This is a genomic window from Micromonospora sp. NPDC048930, from assembly GCF_043197935.1.
Lineage (GTDB): Bacteria > Actinomycetota > Actinomycetes > Mycobacteriales > Micromonosporaceae > Micromonospora.
The window spans coordinates 184640-203365 of sequence record NZ_JBICUB010000003.1 but is presented as its reverse complement, the minus strand read 5'-3'; the positions used below and the strand labels follow the sequence as shown (position 1 = coordinate 203365).

Sequence of the window (18726 nt, the reverse complement as noted above, 5' to 3'; positions counted from 1 at the left end):
AACCGTGAAGCTGCGACGCCGCCAGCGAGAGCGGCTGTCCCTCTGGCTCCAGTACCTGGCCTTCGTCGCCGTCATCGCCGTGGTGCTCCTCGCCGCGGACTGGGGCCGGCTGCGGGAAGCGTTCTTCCGCGTCGACATCATCGAGTCGATGTTCCCGACGATCATCACCGTCGCGCTGCGCAACACCATCCTCTACACGCTGGGCGCGTTCGCCTTCGGCCTGGTGTTCGGCACCATCCTCGCGCTGATGCGGCTGTCCCGGGTGGCGCCGTACCGCTGGGTGGCGACCGGGTACATCGAGCTGTTCCGGGGCCTGCCCGCGCTGCTGGTGCTCTTCCTCGTCGGGTACGGCATCCCCATCGCCTTCCCGGAGCGGGAGATCCCGGGCGGCGTGTTCGGGTCGATCACCATCGGTCTCGGGCTGACCGCCGCGGCGTACATGGCCGAGACCATCCGGGCCGGTATCCAGGCCGTGCCGAAGGGGCAGATGGAGGCGGCCCGCACGCTGGGCATGTCGCACTTCACGGCGATGCGCACCATCGTCATCCCGCAGGCGTTCCGGATCGTGATCCCGCCGCTGACCAACGAGCTCATCCTGCTCACCAAGGACTCGTCGCTGGCCTACGTGCTCGGCGTGACCGCGCAGACCATCGAGGTCACCAAGTTCGGTCGCGACACGCTGAACGACCGGGTGAACGCCACCCCGCTGCTGGTGGCCGGCCTCACCTACCTGATCATCACCCTGCCCCTGTCCCAGGTGGTACGACGCCTCGAACTCCGCTACGCCAAGGCTCGGTGACCCACATGACGACTACCCAACCCCGGCCCGCCGTCGAGATCCGCGACCTGCACAAGTCCTTCGGCCCGCTCGAAGTGCTCAAGGGCATCGACTTCGAGGTCGGCCACGGCGAGGTGGTGTGCGTCATCGGGCCGTCCGGTTCCGGCAAATCGACCCTGCTGCGCTGCGTCAACCTCCTGGAGGAGCCGACCGCCGGCAAGATCTGGGTCAACGGCACCGAGATGACCGACCCGGACGTCGAGATCGACTCCGTACGCCGCGGTATCGGCATGGTCTTCCAGTCGTTCAACCTGTTCCCGCACCTGACGGTGCTGGACAACCTCACCATCGCCCAGCGCCGGGTGCTCCGGCGTGGCCGCGCCGAGGCCGAGCGGGTCGCGCGGGACAACCTGGCGCGGGTCGGCCTGAGCGAGAAGGCAGGGGCGTACCCGGCACAGCTGTCCGGCGGTCAGCAGCAGCGGGTGGCGATCGCCCGATCGCTGTCGATGGACCCGAAGCTGATGCTCTTCGACGAGCCGACGTCCGCGCTCGACCCCGAGCTGGTCGGTGACGTCCTCACCGTCATGCGCCGGCTGGCCGAGGACGGCATGACGATGATGGTCGTGACCCACGAGATGGCGTTCGCCCGGGACGTGGCCGACCGGGTCGTCTTCATGGACGGCGGCGTGGTGGTCGAGCAGGGCCCGCCGCAGGAGGTGCTCGGCGCGCCCCGCCACGAGCGGACCCGCTCGTTCCTGTCCCGGGTCCTCGACCCGACCCATGTCGCGCAGCTCGGTCAGCCCGACCAGCCCGCCGAGCCGCCCGCGCCGCCCAGCCTCCCGACCGACGACCGCCACCAGATCTGACGGCCGCCCACCTGGCTCGATGACCGTCGCCCGCCCAGATGGCGGACGACGGCCAGGAGCGCGGGCGCTATCCCGGGTTCAGAGGATTCCGTCGGTGCGGACCACCTCGGCCGCGAGCCGCAGACCCAGCCCGACGATCGGCTCGCCGCCGTCGCCCCCACCGACCGGGGGGAACGGCCCGAGCATCCAGGGCGGGTAGGTCATCAGGTCGTGCAGGTCGGGAATCGGCACCGCTCGGACGACCCCCGGCCGCTGTCGAGGCACCGCAGTGTCCGTCGACTCGGCGAGGTGGGCGCCCGGGGATACCAGCCATCCGGCCAGGAACCCGCGCGACGAGACCAGCCCCCTGGCGTCGAGCGCGGGCGGCGCCGGTGCCGCGGTCGAGTCGGGGCCGGCGGCTGACGTGAGCCCGTCCACCCCGGGGCCCACCGGCACCACCGTCGGCAGGACCACCGTGCCTCGCCGCCAGAACGCGGGGTCGCCGGGCGACCCGTACCCGGCCAGCGCCGGCGTGAGCGCCGGCGGCCGGCCGGGTGGCGGCGCCGGCGGCGGCGGGTCCGGTGGTGGTCGCAGGGTGCTGACGTCCACCACGACCATCCGGCCCTGCCCGATCGCGGCGAGTGTGGCCCGCGGGTCGGGCGGGGGCGCCAACGCGGGATCGTGACGGCTTGCCTGGTGCAGCGGCGCGGCGAGGTCAGCGGGGACGGATGCGAATTCGGCTGCGGTGGGTACCGCGGCCATCGCTTGCGCCCAGGCGCGGGCCAGGGGCCGGAGCCGCTCGGCCACCGGTCCCGCCGCGGCGGCGGCCTGCCGAGGTAGGGGGCTGGTCGCCGGATCGAGGAGGTCGTCGAGCCGCCCTGCCTCGGCGGCGGTCAGGACGGCGCCCCGCGCGGTCAGCACCGGCGCGGTCCGCGCCCCGCCGCCGAGCGGGCCGGGCTGCCCCAGCCGCCGCCAGAGGGTCAGGGCCGGTCCGAGGTCGGTTGGCCGGCCCGCCCGGGCGGCCGACCGGACCGCCGACACGAACGGCGCCTCGACGCCGTCGAGCGATCCGTACGTGTCGGCGAACGCGACGAGGGACTGCAGGATCCGCAGGCCCGCCGCGGCGTCGGTGACCGCCAGTTGGCCCAGCACCGCCGTGACCGTCGTGCCGAACGCCGGGTACGCCTGCGGCGGGGTCAGCTGCCCGGCCCGGGTGGCGTAGGAGTGCCGCGGTGCCTGGATCGCCCGGAGGTGCAGCTCGCGCAGCCCGAGCCAGGCCATACCCGCCGGGGTGGCGCGCAGCCACCCCGGGGCCAGTTCCACGCCGTCCATCAGTAGCCCAGTCTGTGCAGGTGGGCCAGCCGCTCGGCGGCCGGGTCGGTCGGCCGGAGGCCCACCCGCGTGGCCTCCCGCAGCACGGCGGCGGCCAGGTCGACGATGGCCTGGCGAGCCCCAGGGCGGTACGCGAGGCCCAGGTTCCAGCGGCCGCCGCCGGGCCGGGCGACGCGCCCGCGCAGCCGCAGCCCCGCCGGCATGAGCACCTCGGCGAGGTATCCCGCCGAGATCAGCTCGCCCGCGTCGTCGAGGGTCGGGAGTGACTGCAGGAACACGCAGCCGGGGGACACCGCGAACATCGCGTCCAGGCCCGGGCCGAGCGGCGTGATGCTCGGCACCGAGCCGGCCGACCGGCCCCAGTACGGGACCTCGAAGCCGGCGTCGAAGGTGCCGTCGTCGCCGCGCTCGCATTTGGCGGGGTGTGCCGGCTCGATGGTCTGGCGCTGGGTGTGGCTCTCGTGGGTGTGGGTCTCGGTGACACTGATGTCGCCGTTCTTGTGGAAGGTGATCGTTCGTTGCTCCTGGTCGACGACGTGGGACTGCTGGATCGCGACCGCGCTGCCCTGGGTCACCTGCTGCGCCTGGGCGGCCGACGAGGCCGGGGTGGACTGCCCGCCGCCGAAGAGACCCTCGAAGAACTCGCCGATCCTGCTGACCGCGGAGCCGACGGCTTCGAGGCCCTCACCCACCCCGGGTACGAAGTGCTCGACGAGCCGGCCCGTCGAGGAGATGGCGGAGCCGACCTGGTGGACGGCGTGGGCGGCGTCCTGGAACATCTCTGGTGCCGCGCCGCTGGTGGAATGTTGGGCGGTGTCCAGGCCCCGGGCCATGCTCTCCACGGTGTACGGTCCGCCGCCGCCGAGCACCTGGCCGATGGTGTCCGCGTCCGGCATGGTGAGCCGACCGCTGCTGGTGTCGAACAGGGGCACGGTGGCGGCGCCGCCGCCGAGGGTGTCGGGCAGCCCGACCGCGCTCCACAGGTTCGCCGCGTCGTCGAGCTGCTGGCTGGGGCCGCCGCGCAGGGCGGCGCCGTACGCGTTGAGGAACGGGGCCTCCAGCCCGTCCATGCCGTACGCGCTGGTGAAATCCGTCAGCGATTCGAGCAGCCGGTTCGCCGCGGCGGGCCCGGTCACGCTGAGCTGGCCGAGGACCGAGGTGAGCGCGCTGCTGTAGAGCCCGAAGGCGTCGTCCGTGCTCATCGCGGTCCCGGTGGGGGAGTTCCACCGGCCCGGCCGGTCCAGCGCGCGCAGGTGCAGGTCCTGGATGCCGAGCCAGGCCAGGTCCGGTGATGCGGTCGCCAGCAGGGTGGGAGTGAGGTAGAGCGGACCCTGCGAGGTGTTGAGGAAAGCGGCGGGGTCGGCCGTGATCGCGGCCGACCGCCAGCGCTCGAAGACGAGCGGTTCGGTCATTGTCCGGCTCCTTCCTAGTACTGCGGCACGACGTAGCCGAGTGCGGCCCAGGTGGTCCGGCCGACGACGCCGTCGACGCCGAATCCCGGCATGAGCCGCTCCTCGTTCGCCTGGAAGGCGCGCACCGCGGCGTCGGTCCCGGCGTCGAACGTGCCGGTCGCCGGAGCGTCATGGCCGAGGAACGCCAGGAAACGTTGCAGCGTCGACACCGGGTCGTCGACGTCGTAGCCCTGGCCGGCGTACTGCTCGTCGCTGGCGCCCAGGCGCAACGTGGGCAGGTTGCCCGGGATGCCGATGTACAGCTGGGTGGGGTCCGCGCCGGTGGCGTCCACCCAGGCCGCGTTGCGGAACAGCCCCCGGTCCACCGCGTTGCGTCTGAGCATCCAGTGGTTCGACATGTTGCACTCGCTCGCCGCGGCCAGCCAGCGGCGGGCCGCGCAGGCCGCGCGGAGGTTCGGCCAGTCCTCGGCGAAGGCGGCCCCCATCGCCCAGGTCATGCTCGCCAGGGCCAGCTGCGCGTCGGCCGGCCACGAGTCGTGGCCGGCGAACTCGGCGAATCCGTACAGGGTCTGTTCGTACTCGACGAGCCGGTTGCGGACGAGGTTCCGTACGCCGTCGGCCGACAGCCGCAGGTCGGAGAGGTGCTCGGCGAGCGGCCACCGGCCCGCCAGCGACGGGTCCTTCTTGACCGCCTGCCAGGCCTCTCTGACCTGCGGCTCCGCCGCCTCGCGAGCCGGGTCCCCGCCGTGCAGGAACGGTGCTCCGTAGTCGCGGGTCGCCCAGGCGGCCTCGGGTGAGTCGATGAGGTTGCCGATGCCCACCGTGACCAGTCCGAGGTGATCCTGGTACATCCAGCGGACCTCACCCTCCATCGGGGTGAGGAAGTCGGCCAGCACCTGGTGTACGACGTCCAACATCATGCGTCCTTCCGGTTGAGCGGTCACCGGTTAGGGGACGCGACGCAGGCGGTGGATACCTGAGAGGTGGCTGTTTTCCGCAGTGGTGCCGGCGGATCGGCCACGCCAGGGATGGGCTACGCGGTGGCCCGCCGCGCGTACACCTCGATCTCGATCTTCATGCGGGGGTCGGACAGGCCGCACATGAGCATCGTGGCGGCCGGCCGGACCTCGCCGAAGTGGCGGCGCAGGACCGGCCAGCAGGGTTCGAAGTCGGCCCGGTCGGGCAGCAGGTAGCGCACCCGCACCACGTCGGCGAAGGTGCACCCCGCCTCGGCCAGCGCAGCCCCGATGTTGCGCAGGCACTGCTCGGCCTGCTCCACCACGTCATCCGAAATCGTCATGGTGGTGTAGTCGAACCCGGTCGTCCCGGACACGTGCACCCAGTCGCCGTCGACCACGGCGCGGGCATAGCCGATCTGCTCCTCGAAGGTCGAGCCGCTGAGGATCGCACGTCGATCTGTCATGCGCCGAACGCTAAATGATCAGCCATGATACGTCTAATAGCGTCACCGGGATGACGTGATATCTCTAGGCGTATGGAGCGACCGGAACTCCCCCTGGCACAGGTGCATGCCTTCGTCGTGCTGGCCGAGGAGCTCCATTTCGGCCATGCGGCCGCCCGCCTGGGCATCGCCCAGCCACCGCTGAGCCAGCAGATCCGCCGCCTCGAGGACAAGGTCGGCCACCCGCTGTTCAGCCGTGAAGCGGGCCGGGTCACCCTCACCCCGGCCGGCCACGAACTGCTGCCCGCTGCCCGGCGTGCCCTCACCGACCTCGCCGGCGGCCTGACCGCGGCCCGGGCCGTCGGCAGCGGCCGAGCCGGCCGCCTGAGGATCGGCTTCGCCGCCTCACTCGCCCTGACCATCCTGCCCGGCCTGCTGCGCTCCTTCCGGCAGCAATTCCCCGACGTGCACCTGGACATCCGGGAGATGACCACCGCGCCGCAGATCGCAGCCCTGCATGACAAGATCATCGACATCGGCCTGCTCCGCGAACCACCCACCGACGACACGGAGCTCGGCTTCAGGACGGTGCTCGACGAGTCCTTCGTGGCCGTGCTGCCAGCCACCCATCCGGTGGCCGCCCATCGGACCGTGCGCGTGGGGCAACTGGCGGACTCGCCGTTCGTGCTTCCGCCCCGCACGATCGGCCCGCAGCTCTACGACCAGATCACCGGCCTGTGCGCCACAGCGGGTTTCACACCCCGGATCGCCCAGCATGCCGTGGAGTGGCAGACGGTGTGTGCCCTCGTGGAAACCGGTCTGGGTGTCTCGCTGGCCCCGGCGAGCATCCGGCGCCTCCGCTTCAAGGGCGTCGCCTTTCGCCGGATCGAGCCCGGCACCGTGCGTACACGGGTCGCCGTCGCCTGGCGCAAGAACGACCAGAACCCCCTGGTCACGCACCTGCTGGCGACCGTCAGCCAAGATCCGCCGGACGGACGCTAGGCGCGCCGACGCCCGCCGTTGGTCGCCGGTCAGATCGGGTACGCGGGGCGAATGGCGGAAGTGCTCGAGGACGGCGACATCTACTTCCTCTACCGGCCCCGCGTCGAGGAGGAGCACGTCGACTCCCTGGCCGAGGTCCAGCGGCTGCTGGTGGTATTGCACCCGTGGCACGGGCGGCATCTGCGGCTGCTCGTGGTCGGGCGCAAGCGCCTGCCCGACATCGGGGAGCATGACCGTTTCTGGGCGTTTGTCGACGAGGTGGTCGACCGGCCCGAGCAGTTGCACAAGACCCTGCAGGCGCGCAGGTACCGCACGGCCACCCGGGGCGGGCGGGAGCAGCCGCCGGCCCGGCCCGCGGCGGAGGGGGCGTACGTGATCGCCCGGCACGACGACCACACCCACCTCGCGTACGAGCTCGAACTCCCGGCGCGTCCGGGCGAGGCACAGCACGAGCTGGCCATCGAGTCGGAGGCGAGCTACATCATCACCGTGAAGAACCCCCAGGCGCCCTCGCCGCCCGGCGTCGGCCTCGGTGCCGCCCGGAAGGTGCGACTGCCCGCCGCGCTGCAGAAGACGTTCCACGGTCGCCGCTTCGCCCCGCTGGACCCGCCCGGCTTCCTCGACCACCCCGGAACCGAGCTGGTGCTCATCGGCGCCGCCCACGACGCCTCGGAGGAGTTGCGAATCGACCTGGACGCGGAGGTCGAGCACGCGGAGCGGAGCACGATCTTCGGAGACCTGCGGATCGGCCGCCGGGAGCGCCCGGTCGAGCCGCTCTTCACCGGGGAGTGGGCCTGAGCCGGGTCGCCGCTACGGGCGACGGGGTCGCGGTGACCGGCTGCGCCGCCGGGCGGGCGAGCACCCCCAGCGGATCGGCCAGCAGGTCGGAGAAGCCGAGTTCGGCGGCGCCGACGAGGGTGGCGTCGTCACCGAGCACCGAGGTCCGCAACCGCACCCGCTCCTTGGCGACGGGCAGGACGTTGGCCGCGATGCGGGCCCGCACCGGGTCGGCCATGCCGGGATACACGTCGCGCAGCATCCCGCCGAAGACCACGACGCCCGGGTTGAACAGGTTGATCAGGTTCGCCACCCCGATGCCCAGCCAGTCGCCGATGCGGTGCAACGCGTCGCGGGCCACCGGATCGCCGCGGTCGGCGTCGGCCACCACGTCGCGCAGGGCGTCGCGGCCGATCAGCCCGGCGGGCCGCCCGGCGGCGTCCAACAGGGCCCGCTCGCCGACCTCCGCCTCGAGGCAGCCGCGGGAGCCGCAGCCGCACGGCCGCCCCTGGTAGGGGTTGACCACCATGTGCCCCAGCTCGCAGCCGTACCCGCCCTCGCCGTCCAGCAGTTTGCCGCCGACGATGATCCCGCCGCCCACGCCGACGTCGCCGTGCAGGTAGATCAGGTTCTGGAAGCCGACCCCCGCCCCGCGCCGCTGCTCGGCCTGCGCCCCGAGGTGGGCCTCGTTGCCCACCGACACCGGCAGGCCGAGCCCCAGCCGGCGGCCGAGTTCGGCGCCGAACGCCTGGTCCACCCAGCCCATGTCGGGCCCGAAGCGGACCATCCCGTCGCCCGGCCGGATCATCCCGCAGTACGACGCGCCGATGCCCACGCACACCGAGTCCGGCGGCGCCGCCTCGTGCAGCCGGCGACCGAACTCGGCGAGGACCCTGACCACCCGGTCGAGGTCGGCGCCGGCACGCGGGCGGGGCGCGCGCCGGCGGTCGAGGATCACGCCACCGAGCCCCACCCGGGCGGCGACCAGCCAGTCCACGGCGACGTCGAACGCCAGCACGTACGCCCGGCCGATCTGGGGCCGGACCACCAGCGACGGCCGTCCCGCGCGGCCGGTGTCGGTCGGCATCTCCTCGTGCACCAGGCCCGCGGCGGTGAGCTCCCCGGTCAGGGCCATGATGGTGCTGCGGTTCACGCCCATCCGTTCGGCCAGCGCCGCGCGGGAGACCGATCCGCTCAGATGGACGTGTCGGAGCAATGTGCCGAGATTGCGTCGGCGGATCTCTTCCTGGACCAACCGGACCTCCGGCGTCGTACGGTTTCACACCTCGCGGAATCCAATTATTCCGGTGCCGGGCTGGGCGAGGAGAACGCCCGGGCGTATGAATCGGCCGGTCGGGAAGGCGAGTGGAACCACGAATCACGTTTGCGCGCTGCCGTTAGTCTCCTATCTGGACAGACGTACCGCAGATTTCAAAGTGGGTGAGTGACCCGGAAGCGAGGGGCGCATGATGGCCTCCGACGCTGGCATCGACCCGGCCGCCGCGTCCTCCGCGGAGCAGTATGTCGCCTTGTTGCGTCGCGTTCGCGACCAGTCCGGCCTCGCCTACCGTACGATCGCCCGTCGGGCTCACCGCAACGGTGATGTTCTTCCGGCCAGCACACTGGCCACGGTATTGGGTCGGCCGACGCTACCGCGACGGGATCTGGTGGTGGCCCTGCTGCGGGCGTGTGAGGTACCGGACGAGCGGGCGTTGATCTGGTTGGAGGCGTGGGCCCGGCTGTCCGCCGCGCGGGCGATGAACAGCACCGCCGCAGGGGGCGGCAGGTTGCGGTTGGTTCGCGGCGCCGGCGAGACCGGGGGTGAGGTGGCCGGGTTCGGCCGGGTGAGCACGCTCGGGGCACGTTCCGGTGGCGAGCGTCTGGTGCCACGCCGGCTGCCGCGGCCGTCCGTTGATCTCCCACCGGTAGCGAACGGCCGCTCGCCCATCTCGGCGCCCGTGCCGTTCCAGCTCCCGCCGGCGCCGCCGACGGTCGTCGGGCGGGCGACGGAGATCCGCCAACTGATCGGCGCGACGGCGGTCGACGGCGCGGTGTGCGCCATCGAGGGCGCCGGCGGCGTCGGCAAGTCGGCGCTCGCCCTGCACCTCGCGCACCAGATCGCGGCGGAGTACGAGGGGGGCTGCCTCTACGCCGACCTCCACGGCGCCAGCGCCGGGATCGCGCCGGCCGAACCCGCGGACGTGCTGGCCCGGTTTCTGCGTGCGCTGGGCGCTCCCGCGGTGCCGGCCTCGGTGGAGGAGGCGACCGCGCTCCTGCGCACCTGGACTGCCGAGCGGGGCGTACTCGTGGTCCTGGACAACGCCGCATCGGCGGCGCAGGTGCGCCCGCTCCTGCTCAGCGGACCGGGATGCACCACGCTGATCACCAGCCGGTGGGCGCTGGCCGATCTTGACGCGACACTGCGGATCCGGCTGGGACCGCTGCCCGACGACGCGGCCCTCGCCCTGCTCAGCGGGCTCAGCGGCGGGCGGCGCGTCACCGCGGAGCCGGCCGCGGCGGCGCTGGTGGTGCGGCGGTGCGGTGGACTGCCGCTGGCGTTGCGGATCGTCGGGGCCCGCGCGGCGGCCGTGGCCGACGCCTCGCTGGCCGGTCTCGCCGAACGCATGAACGACGAGAGACGGCGGCTCGACGTCCTGGAGATCGGGGATCTCTCGGTGCGGGCCAGCCTGCACGTCGGCTACCAGGCGTTCGGCGCGGCGCCGCAGGGCGACCGCCGGCAGGCCGCGCGACTGTTCCGGCTCGCGGCGCTGCCCGACTGGGCGGACACCACGGCGTACGCGTGTGCGGTGCTTGCCGAGATACCCGTGGTGGCCGCCGAACGGGCCCTCGACAGCTTGGTGGGCGCGCATCTTCTCGAGCCGTCCGGTGACGGCCGTTACCGGTTCCACGACATCGTCCGGCTGTACGCGCGGGAATGCGCCGACGCTGCCGAGGACACGTCCGACCGGGAGGCGGCGCTGGGCCGCCTGACTACGTGGCTCGTCGCTACCACTGGCACCGCGGCCCTGCTCCTCTACCCGCAGGAGCGGTTTCCCATCCCCATCCCGCGCTATCCCCCCGGGTTCGCCGGCCCACCGCTGGCCGGCGCGGCCGATGCGTGGGCCTGGTTCGAGCGCGAGCACACCAACCTGGTGATGATCGCCCGGCAGCAGGTGGCGGCGGGACGGACCCTGCCCGAGGTACGCGACCTGGCACTCGTGGCGGCCAAGTTCTACGACTACTCCGGGTACAGTGCCGAGCAGCAGCAACTCGGCCAGCTCGCGGTTGAGGCGGCCCAGCGGCTGGGTGACCGGTCGGGCGCGGCCCTGGCACTGAACATCGTGGCCGTGTCACTGTTGCGGCAGGGTCGGCGGAACGAAGCGATCCCGCTGCTGGAGCGCAATCTCGCGGTGCAGCGCGAACTGGGCGACCGGGCTCGGGAGGCGGCCTGCCTGAACAATCTCGGCAACGCGTTGCGGGACGAGGGCGACCTCGAGGCCGCGGTGGGCCACCTGCAGGCCGCGCTCGTCATCCGGCGGGAGCTCGGCGACCGGGGCAAGGAGAGTTCGGTGCTGGACAACCTCGCCCTGGTGTTTCAGCGTCAGGGCGAGTACCGGCAGGCGATCGCCCATCACGAAGCAGGCCTGGCTATCACCGTCGAGGGCACGGACCCGATGCGTGAGGCGCAGGCGCTGGTCAACTTCGCGGAGACGTTGCAGGTGTCCGGCGACCACCACGCGGCGATCGCCCGTGCGAGCGAGTCCCTGGAGATCTGCCGGCGGTACGAGCACCAGCGCGGCATCGGCCTGGCGCTCCAGGTGCTGGGCGACGCACATGCGGGTCTCGGGCGCCGGTCCGAGGCGTACCGGCACTGGCGGGAGGCATTGGTACGACTCGACGGCCTGGACCGGGAGGCGTGCGCCAGGCTACGTGCCGCGCTCGGCGGCGACGAGCCGGCCGGTTGATGCCCCGCCTGGTGCCGCGAGTCGGGGCTCACCCGGGCCAGGCCCTGGTCTCCTATGCGAACCGATATGCGTGCACGTATGCGAGCGATCACGACGCTGTGTTGCATGACAGCTCGTCGAAGCAAGGTGTATCGGCGTACCACGGCGGCAGGTTTGATCGCCGCACTGACGGCTGGGCTGCTGTCCGCCGCACCGGCTCAGGCCAGCCCAGAACGTCCACACCGACCAGGTTCGGCCACCCCACGGGTTTCCGTGGACGGCAAGCCTGCGGCGGTCACGAAACGGGTTCCCGGCGCGGAGGAGAGCCACGCACTGCGCGCCGCCCCCACCGTCCGATGGCCCGCGTCGTCGGCTGACCTCTCCCGGCGACCCGGCGTACGGGTGGCGGCGCTGGACCGGGCGGCGGCGGCGCGGGCCGGAGTGGCCGGCCTGCTGGTCCGGATCTCCGGCGACCGGGACGGACCGACGCCCGTCGACATCGACTACTCACGCTTTCGGAACGCGTACGGCGGTGACTGGGCCACCCGTTTACGGCTCGTCAACGCGAAGACCGGCAAGGTCGTGCCGAGCCGTAACGACCCTGGGGCTGGCGTCCTCCGCGCCGACCTGGTGCTCCCGCCGCCGGCCCCCGCCGACCGGACCGTTGCCGCGGTGGACCAGCCGCAGTCGGGCGAGCTCTATGCGCTCGCCGCAGCCGCGAGCGGCAGCGCGGGAGGCTTCACGGCGACCTCGCTCGCGCCGTCGGCTACCTGGGAGGTCGGACTGCAGTCCGGCGACTTCAACTGGTCCTACCCGATCTCCATTCCGCCCATGCCCGGGATGGCGCCGCAACTCGGTCTGTCCTACAACTCGGGTTCGGTGGACGGTCGGACCGTCTCGACGAACAACCAGGCGTCCTGGGTCGGCGAGGGGTTCAACCTCGACGTCGGCTACATCGAGCGGTCGTACCAGTCCTGCAAGGACGACGGCCAGGCCGACAACGAAGAACTCTGCTTCGCCTCGAACAACGCGATCGTGACCCTGCCCGGACTGGTCGGCGAGTTGGTCCGCGACGACACGACCGGACAGTGGCGGGTCGAGGACGACGACGGCTGGCGGGTGCAGCTGCTGACCGGCTCGTCGAACGGGGACAACGACGGCGAGCACTGGCGGCTGACCGCGCCGGACGGCACGCAGTACCACTTCGGGCTCAACCGGCTCCCGGGTTGGACGGCCGGGCGGGCGGAGACCAACTCGACGCTGACCGTGCCGGTTTTCGGCGACGACAGCGGGGAACCCTGCCACGCCGCGACGTTCGCCGCCTCCTGGTGCCGCCAGGCGTACCGCTGGAACCTGGACTACGTGGTGGACACCCACGGGGACGCCATGTCCCAGTTCTACGATCGGGAGACCAACCACTACAGCCGGGGCGGGACGGTAACGCCGTACGACCGGTCCAGCCACCTCACCCGGCTCGACTACGGTCAGCGGGCCGATTCGCTGTTCACCACGCCGGCCTCGGGACGGGTCACCTTCGCCGCCGTCGACCGCTGCATCCCCGGCACCGTCTGCGGCAAGGACCAGCCGCAGAACGCCCCGGACGTACCGTGGGACCAGTACTGCGACGCCTCCTCGTGCGCGATCACCACGCCGACGTTCTGGACCGACAAGCGACTGGCCACCATCACGACCCAGGTCTACCAGGACGGCGCCTACCGGGACGTCAGCTCCTGGCAGCTCACCCACTCGTTCCCGGCCACCGGCGACGCGACCAGCCCCACCCTCTGGCTGGACAGCCTCGTCCGGACCGGGCACGTGGGCGGCACGACGGCCCTGCCGCCGGTCACGTTCGACGGCGTCCAGCGGGAGAACCGGGTCGTCGCCGTCGACGGCGCGCCGCCGATGAACAAGTGGCGGCTGGCCACCGTGACCAGCGAGACCGGCGGTCAGGTGCAGGTCTCCTACACGCCGAAGCAGTGCGCCGCCGACGCGCTGCCGGCGCCGGAGAGCAACGGCACCAGGTGCTACCCGGTGCTGCGCGAGTGGGAGGGGAAGGACCCGACGCTCGACTACTTCAACAAGTACGTCGTCACCCAGACGGCCGAGGTGGACCTGGTCGGCGGTAACCCGACCGAGATCACGCAGTACGAGTACGTCGACGGCACGGCCTGGCACTACGACGACGCGGAGCTGACCCCGTCCCGGTACAAGACGTACAGCCAGTACCGCGGCTACCAGAAGCTGCGGGTGCGTACCGGGGACCCGAACGCCGGCCCGCAGCAGCTGGTCGAGCACGTCTTCCTGCGCGGCATGGACGACGATCTGCTGCCGGGCGGCGTCCGCCGCGACGTGTGGGTGACCGACTCGCAGGGCGGCCGGATCGAGGACCGGCCGGTGCGGCGCGGATTCGCCCGGGAGACCACGGTCTTCGGCGCCGACGGCGACTGGGTGGAGCGGACCGTCTCCGAGCCGTTGGAGATCCGCAAGACGGCGACCAGGGTCCGGCCCTCCGGCAACCTCGAGGCGTACCTGACCGCCCAGCGGTCCGAACGGGAGTTCACCAAGCTCTCCGACGGATCCGTGCGGACCACCGAGGTGCGGTACACGTTCGACGAGGACTACGGCACCCTGCACAGCGTCGACGACCTGGGGGACCTGTCCACCACCGCCGACGACAAGTGCACCACCACCACCTACACCCGCAACGTCGACGCCTGGATCGTGGACACCGAGTCCCGCACCGAGACCGTCGGGACGGCCTGTGCCGGCACGCCGTCGTACCCGGCCGACCTGCAGGCCGACACCCGCTACTACTACGACGGGTCCACCACCTGGGGAGCGTCGCCGACCAGGGGCGACGTCACGATGACCGAGGAGGCGTCGGCGCGTACCGCGAGCGCGGTGACCTACGTCCCGGCGTCGCGCGGCGCCTTCGACCTGCACGGTCGGGTGACCGAGCAGTACGACGCGCTCGGCAACCGCACCACCGTGAGCTACACGCCGAGTGTGGGCGGCCCACTGGTCCGGACGGACGGGACCAACGCGCTCGGGCACACGTCCACCACCATGTTCGACCCGCTCAGCGGGGAGCCGGTCTCCGCCACCGACGCCAACGGTCGCCGCACGGAGGCCCGGTACGACGCGTTGGGCCGGCTGACCGGGGTCTGGCTGCCGGGCCGCGACCGGTCGGCGGGGCAGAGCGCGAACATGACGTTCAGCTACCTGGTCCGCAACAACGCGCCTACGGTCACGAGTACGAGTTCACTGCTCGCGAGCGGCGGCTACAGCACGAAGTACTCGTTGTTCGACGGCTTCCTCCGGTTGCGCCAGACCCAGGCGCCATCTCCAGCCGGCGGGCGGATCCTGACCGATGAGCTCTACGACTCGTACGGGCGCCTGGCGCGGAAGCACGACGCGTACTGGAACGCCGCCGGGCCCGGTACCCAGTTGCTGTCGGTCGCCGACTCAGCAGTCGGTTCGTCCACCCGCTACCTCTACGACTCCACCGGGCGGGAGACGGCGGAGATCCTGCTGTCGTACGGCGTGGAGAAGTGGCGGACGACGACGAGCTACGGCGGCAACTGGGTGGCGGTGGACCCGCCGGCCGGTGAAACGCCGACCATGAACGTCCTCGACGCCGACGACAAGGTGGTCGAGCTGCGCCAGTACCAGGGTGACGCGCCCACCGGCGGGTACGACGCGACGCGGTACACCTACACGCCGGACGGGGAGAACGTCGCCACGGTGACCGACCCGGCGGGCAACGTCTGGCGCAGCAGCTACGACCTGCGGGGCCGCAAGGTGCGGCAGGAGGACCCGGACGCGGGTACGACCACCTACGCGTACGACGACGAGGACCACCTCCTGTCGGTCACCAGCGCCGCCGGGCGGACGGTGGCGTACACGTACGACGCGCTCGGGCGCAGGACCTCGACCCGGCAGGGCTCGCAGACCGGCCCGAAGCTGAGCGAGTGGACCTTCGACACCCTGCCCGGCGGCAAGGGCCTGCCGAGCGCGTCCACCCGCTACGCCAACGGCAACGCGTACACGCGGGCGGTGACCGGCTACGACCCGGCGGGCCGGGCCACCGGCACGAGCATCACGATTCCGGCGGCGGAGGGGGCGCTCGCCGGCACCTACACCTACCGGCAGGCGTACGACGCGGTCGGCCAGCCGGCCTCGATCGACCTGCCGTCGGCGGGTGACCTCACCACCGAGACCCTGCGGTACGGCTACGAGGGCACGCTGGGCCTGCTGACCACGATGACCGGCCTGACCCCCTACCTCGCCGACACCATGTACGACGAGCTGGGCCGGATGGGTGGCCTGACCAGCGGCCCGATCGGCGGGCAGCTGGCCCGCATCTTCAGCTACGACCCGGCGACGGACCGGCTGCTGCGGGCGGAGACCTACTCCGACGACCAGGACAACCCGTACGTCGCGGACCAGCGCTACACCTACGACCCCGCCGGCAACATCCTGTCGATCGTGGACGCTCCGGGCGACGTCACCTCCGACGCCCAGTGCTTCCGCTACGACGGGTTGCGGCGGCTGACCGAGGCGTGGTCGCCGGAGTCCGGCGACTGCGCCGCGGCGCCGGAGGCGGCTGCCCTGGGCGGACCGGCCGCCTACTGGCACAGCTACCGCTACGACAAGATCGGCAACCGGCTCAGCGAGGTGCAGCACGCCACCGCCGGCGACACCAGCCGCACCTACCGGTACCCGGCCGCGGGCGGGGCCCGGCCACACGCCGTGGCGTCGGTGGTCACCGACGGTCCGGGCGGCAGCCGCACCGACACCTTCGGCTACGACGCCGACGGCAACACCACCGGCCGCACCGTCGGCGGGGTCGCCCAGGAACTGACCTGGGACGTGGAGGGCGAGCTGTCCGCCTCGGTCCGCGACGGCAAGACCACGTCCTACCTGTACGACGCCGACGGCAACCGGCTGATCGAGCGCGGCCCGGACGGCACGACCCTCTACCTGGACTCCACCGAGCTGCGGCTCAAGGGCTCCACGGTCACCGCGCGGCGGTTCTACACGGCGAACGGCACGGTCGTCGCGGTCCGCAGCGCGGCCGGCCTGACCTGGACGGTCCCGGACCACCAGGGCACCGGGGAGACCGCGGTCGACGGGAGCACCCTCGCGGTGACCCGCCGCTACGAGACGCCGTTCGGCGCGTCCCGCGGGCCGGCCGCGACGTGGCCCTCCAGGCAGGGGTTCGTGGGCGGGACGGTCGACGGCGCCACCGGCCTCGTGCACCTCGGTGCCCGGGAGTACGACCCGGCGGTGGGTCGGTTCCTCTCGGTCGACCCGGTCATCGATGTCACCGACCCGCAGCAGATGAACGGCTACGCGTACGCGGAGAACAATCCGGTCACGTTCAGTGACCCGGACGGCCTGAAGACCAAGAAGACCACGACCAAGAAGACGACCACCAAGAAGTCGAACTCGAAGAAGTCTTCCCGGACCACCACCAGCGCCAAGAAGGACAAGCCGGACCCCCGGCTGATGGCGGAGAAAGACGACGCACTGCGTAAGAAGATCGTGAAGATCGCCGAGAAGGAGTGGAAGCGCACGCTGAAGCTGGCCAAGAAGTACGGCGGGCTGGACAAGATCCCCGAGCGGGAGTTCAACAAGTACTTCAAGGAATTGCGCAAGATGGTCGGCGACAAGATCTACAACAAGGTCTTCGGCCTCAACAAGAATTCCAACGCCACCAACACCCCCTGGTGTGCCGTCTTCGTCAGTTGGGTGCTGGTCAAGGCGGGCGTCAAACCCAAGGACCTGCCTTCCAAGAGCGCGGCGTACGCGACCAACTGGGCCAAGAACAAGGGTGCGCACAGTGAGCCCCGGCCCGGCGACATCGTGGTGTACGGCAAGCCCGGAAAGGGCGACAGTCTCGGTGACAGTGGACATGTCGAGATCGTGACGAAAGTCCACAAGGACGGGACGTACGAAACGATCGGTGGTAACCGCTCGAACCGGGTGAATTGGCAACCGATCAATCCTAAGACCAGCCGAGCGGGTGACGGGCACTACGAGAATGGCAAGTGGGTGAACGGCTACCTCCCGAGCGCCTACGTGAGCGCGCCGGTCTACGCGTACGGGTATCCGGGCGTCCAGGGCAACTGGGCGTGGCGGTGACCATGCTCCGCTGAGACCGACACATCGGGGCGGCCCGCCGGTATCCGGCGGGCCGCCCTCCGTGTGCCGTTCCGGGCCGGACCGATCTGCTGTCCGGAAGCGTTCGAGATCGTTCGAGGTCTCTTGTCGATCGCGCAGGTCCGCCCCGAGCATTTAAGCCGGACGATATCAAGGGGGGCTTCGCGTTGCTGTCACTGGAGCTGCTCGGCCCGATCCGGGCGCGGCGCGACGACGTGGTGCTGGCGGTTCCCGCCGGCAAGACGCGGACGCTGCTGGCACTGCTGCTACTCGAACCGGGTGCCGGGGTCACCCGCGAGCGCATGGTCGGTGAGCTGTGGGGTGAGGTGACGCCGCCGTCCGCCGCGGCGAACCTGCGCACCTACCTGTCCAGGTTGCGGCTGTGGTTGGCGGACAGCACCCACGGCGACGGTGGCCGGCTGCTGGTCCAGCGGCGGAACGGCTGGCAGCTGGCGCTCGGAGACGTACCCGTCGAGGTGGACGTGTTCGCGTTCGAGCAGCACCTGGAACGGGCGCGCGCCGCCGTACGCGCGGGCGACCCCCACGCGGCGTCCGGGCACCTGCGCCGGGCGGTCACGCTGCACCGGGGCGCGCCGATGCAGGACGTCCCCCAGGGCCGGGTGCTCTCCGGCCGGGCCGGCGCGCTGACCGCCAGATGGCTGGGCGCGGTGGAGGAGTACGTCGCCGTGCTGCTGGAGTTGGCGCAGTACGAGACCGCGCGGGTCGTGCTGCACGAGTTCCTCGCGGGGCAGCCGTACCGGGAGCGGGCGTGGGCGCAACTGATGGTGGCGTGCGGCAACAGCGGTGACATCCAGGGGGCCCTGCGCGCCTACGCCACCGCCCGTCGCGGCCTGGTCGACGGCCTCGGTGTCGAGCCGAGCGCCGAACTCACCAACCTCTACCTGCAGATCCTGCGGGGTGAACCGGCGGTGCGGCTGGCCGCCGGCGCCGCGTCGGCGCCACGCCGGGCCGAACCCGTGTGCTCGTAGCGGGGCGCGCTGCCCACGGCCACCTCTCGCCGGGCATGCGCCGGGATGTGCGCTCCGATATGCGCTCCCGCCTCAGGCTC

The 18726-nt window shown here is 71.8% G+C and carries 12 protein-coding genes; 7 read left to right on the top strand and 5 right to left on the bottom strand.

Annotated elements, in window-relative coordinates:
- Positions 1-4: 4 nt before the first annotated feature.
- Together ACGFI9_RS09885 and ACGFI9_RS09880 are read left to right on the top strand one after the other, a co-directional pair.
- Complete coding sequence (locus ACGFI9_RS09885) at positions 5-799, top strand: amino acid ABC transporter permease (protein ID WP_393177035.1); 795 nt, start codon at positions 5-7, stop codon at positions 797-799.
- Between the two features lie 5 nt (positions 800-804).
- Positions 805-1644: an amino acid ABC transporter ATP-binding protein gene (locus ACGFI9_RS09880; RefSeq protein ID WP_393177033.1), complete on the top strand. Its 840-nt coding sequence runs from the start codon at positions 805-807 to the stop codon at positions 1642-1644.
- Between the two features lie 78 nt (positions 1645-1722).
- Here ACGFI9_RS09880 and ACGFI9_RS09875 read toward each other — a convergent pair whose 3' ends face one another.
- The 4 genes from ACGFI9_RS09875 to ACGFI9_RS09860 form a co-directional block, all read right to left on the bottom strand.
- A complete protein-coding gene (locus tag ACGFI9_RS09875) occupies positions 1723-2955 on the bottom strand; it encodes a hypothetical protein (protein WP_393177031.1) in 1233 nt (410 codons plus the stop codon).
- Positions 2955-4367 (bottom strand): hypothetical protein, encoded by a 1413-nt coding sequence (locus ACGFI9_RS09870; protein ID WP_393177029.1) that lies wholly within the window; start codon positions 4365-4367, stop codon positions 2955-2957. Before ACGFI9_RS09870 ends, ACGFI9_RS09875 begins: the two co-directional genes overlap by 1 nt.
- A gap of 14 nt (positions 4368-4381) precedes the next feature.
- Positions 4382-5284 (bottom strand): peptidoglycan-binding protein, encoded by a 903-nt coding sequence (locus ACGFI9_RS09865; RefSeq protein WP_393177027.1) that lies wholly within the window; start codon positions 5282-5284, stop codon positions 4382-4384.
- Positions 5285-5400: 116 nt separating this feature from the next.
- Positions 5401-5790 carry a RidA family protein gene (locus ACGFI9_RS09860; protein WP_393177025.1) on the bottom strand — a complete coding sequence of 130 codons (390 nt, stop codon included), beginning with the start codon at positions 5788-5790 and terminating at the stop codon, positions 5401-5403.
- 72 nt (positions 5791-5862) lie between these two features.
- Between ACGFI9_RS09860 and ACGFI9_RS09855 the strand changes: the two genes are divergently transcribed.
- Both ACGFI9_RS09855 and ACGFI9_RS09850 read left to right on the top strand, forming a co-directional pair.
- Positions 5863-6771 carry a LysR substrate-binding domain-containing protein gene (locus tag ACGFI9_RS09855; RefSeq protein WP_393177023.1) on the top strand — a complete coding sequence of 303 codons (909 nt, stop codon included), beginning with the start codon at positions 5863-5865 and terminating at the stop codon, positions 6769-6771.
- Between the two features lie 51 nt (positions 6772-6822).
- Positions 6823-7569 (top strand): hypothetical protein, encoded by a 747-nt coding sequence (locus ACGFI9_RS09850; protein ID WP_393177021.1) that lies wholly within the window; start codon positions 6823-6825, stop codon positions 7567-7569.
- Here the strand turns inward: ACGFI9_RS09850 and ACGFI9_RS09845 are convergent.
- Positions 7550-8701: an ROK family protein gene (locus ACGFI9_RS09845; RefSeq protein WP_393177019.1), complete on the bottom strand. Its 1152-nt coding sequence runs from the start codon at positions 8699-8701 to the stop codon at positions 7550-7552. The genes ACGFI9_RS09850 and ACGFI9_RS09845 overlap by 20 nt on opposite strands.
- A gap of 517 nt (positions 8702-9218) precedes the next feature.
- On the opposite strand from ACGFI9_RS09845, the gene ACGFI9_RS09840 reads away from it, so the two are divergent.
- The 3 genes from ACGFI9_RS09840 (at position 9219) to ACGFI9_RS09830 (ending at position 18646) form a co-directional block, all read left to right on the top strand.
- Positions 9219-11513, top strand: a complete 2295-nt coding sequence (locus ACGFI9_RS09840; protein WP_393177017.1) for an ATP-binding protein — start codon at positions 9219-9221, stop codon at positions 11511-11513.
- 252 nt (positions 11514-11765) lie between these two features.
- A complete protein-coding gene (locus tag ACGFI9_RS09835; protein ID WP_393177015.1) occupies positions 11766-17639 on the top strand; it encodes an RHS repeat-associated core domain-containing protein in 5874 nt (1957 codons plus the stop codon).
- A 185-nt stretch (positions 17640-17824) separates the two neighbouring features.
- On the top strand, positions 17825-18646 hold the full coding sequence (locus tag ACGFI9_RS09830; RefSeq protein ID WP_393177013.1) for a BTAD domain-containing putative transcriptional regulator: 822 nt from the start codon (positions 17825-17827) through the stop codon (positions 18644-18646).
- Positions 18647-18726: the final 80 nt, after the last annotated feature.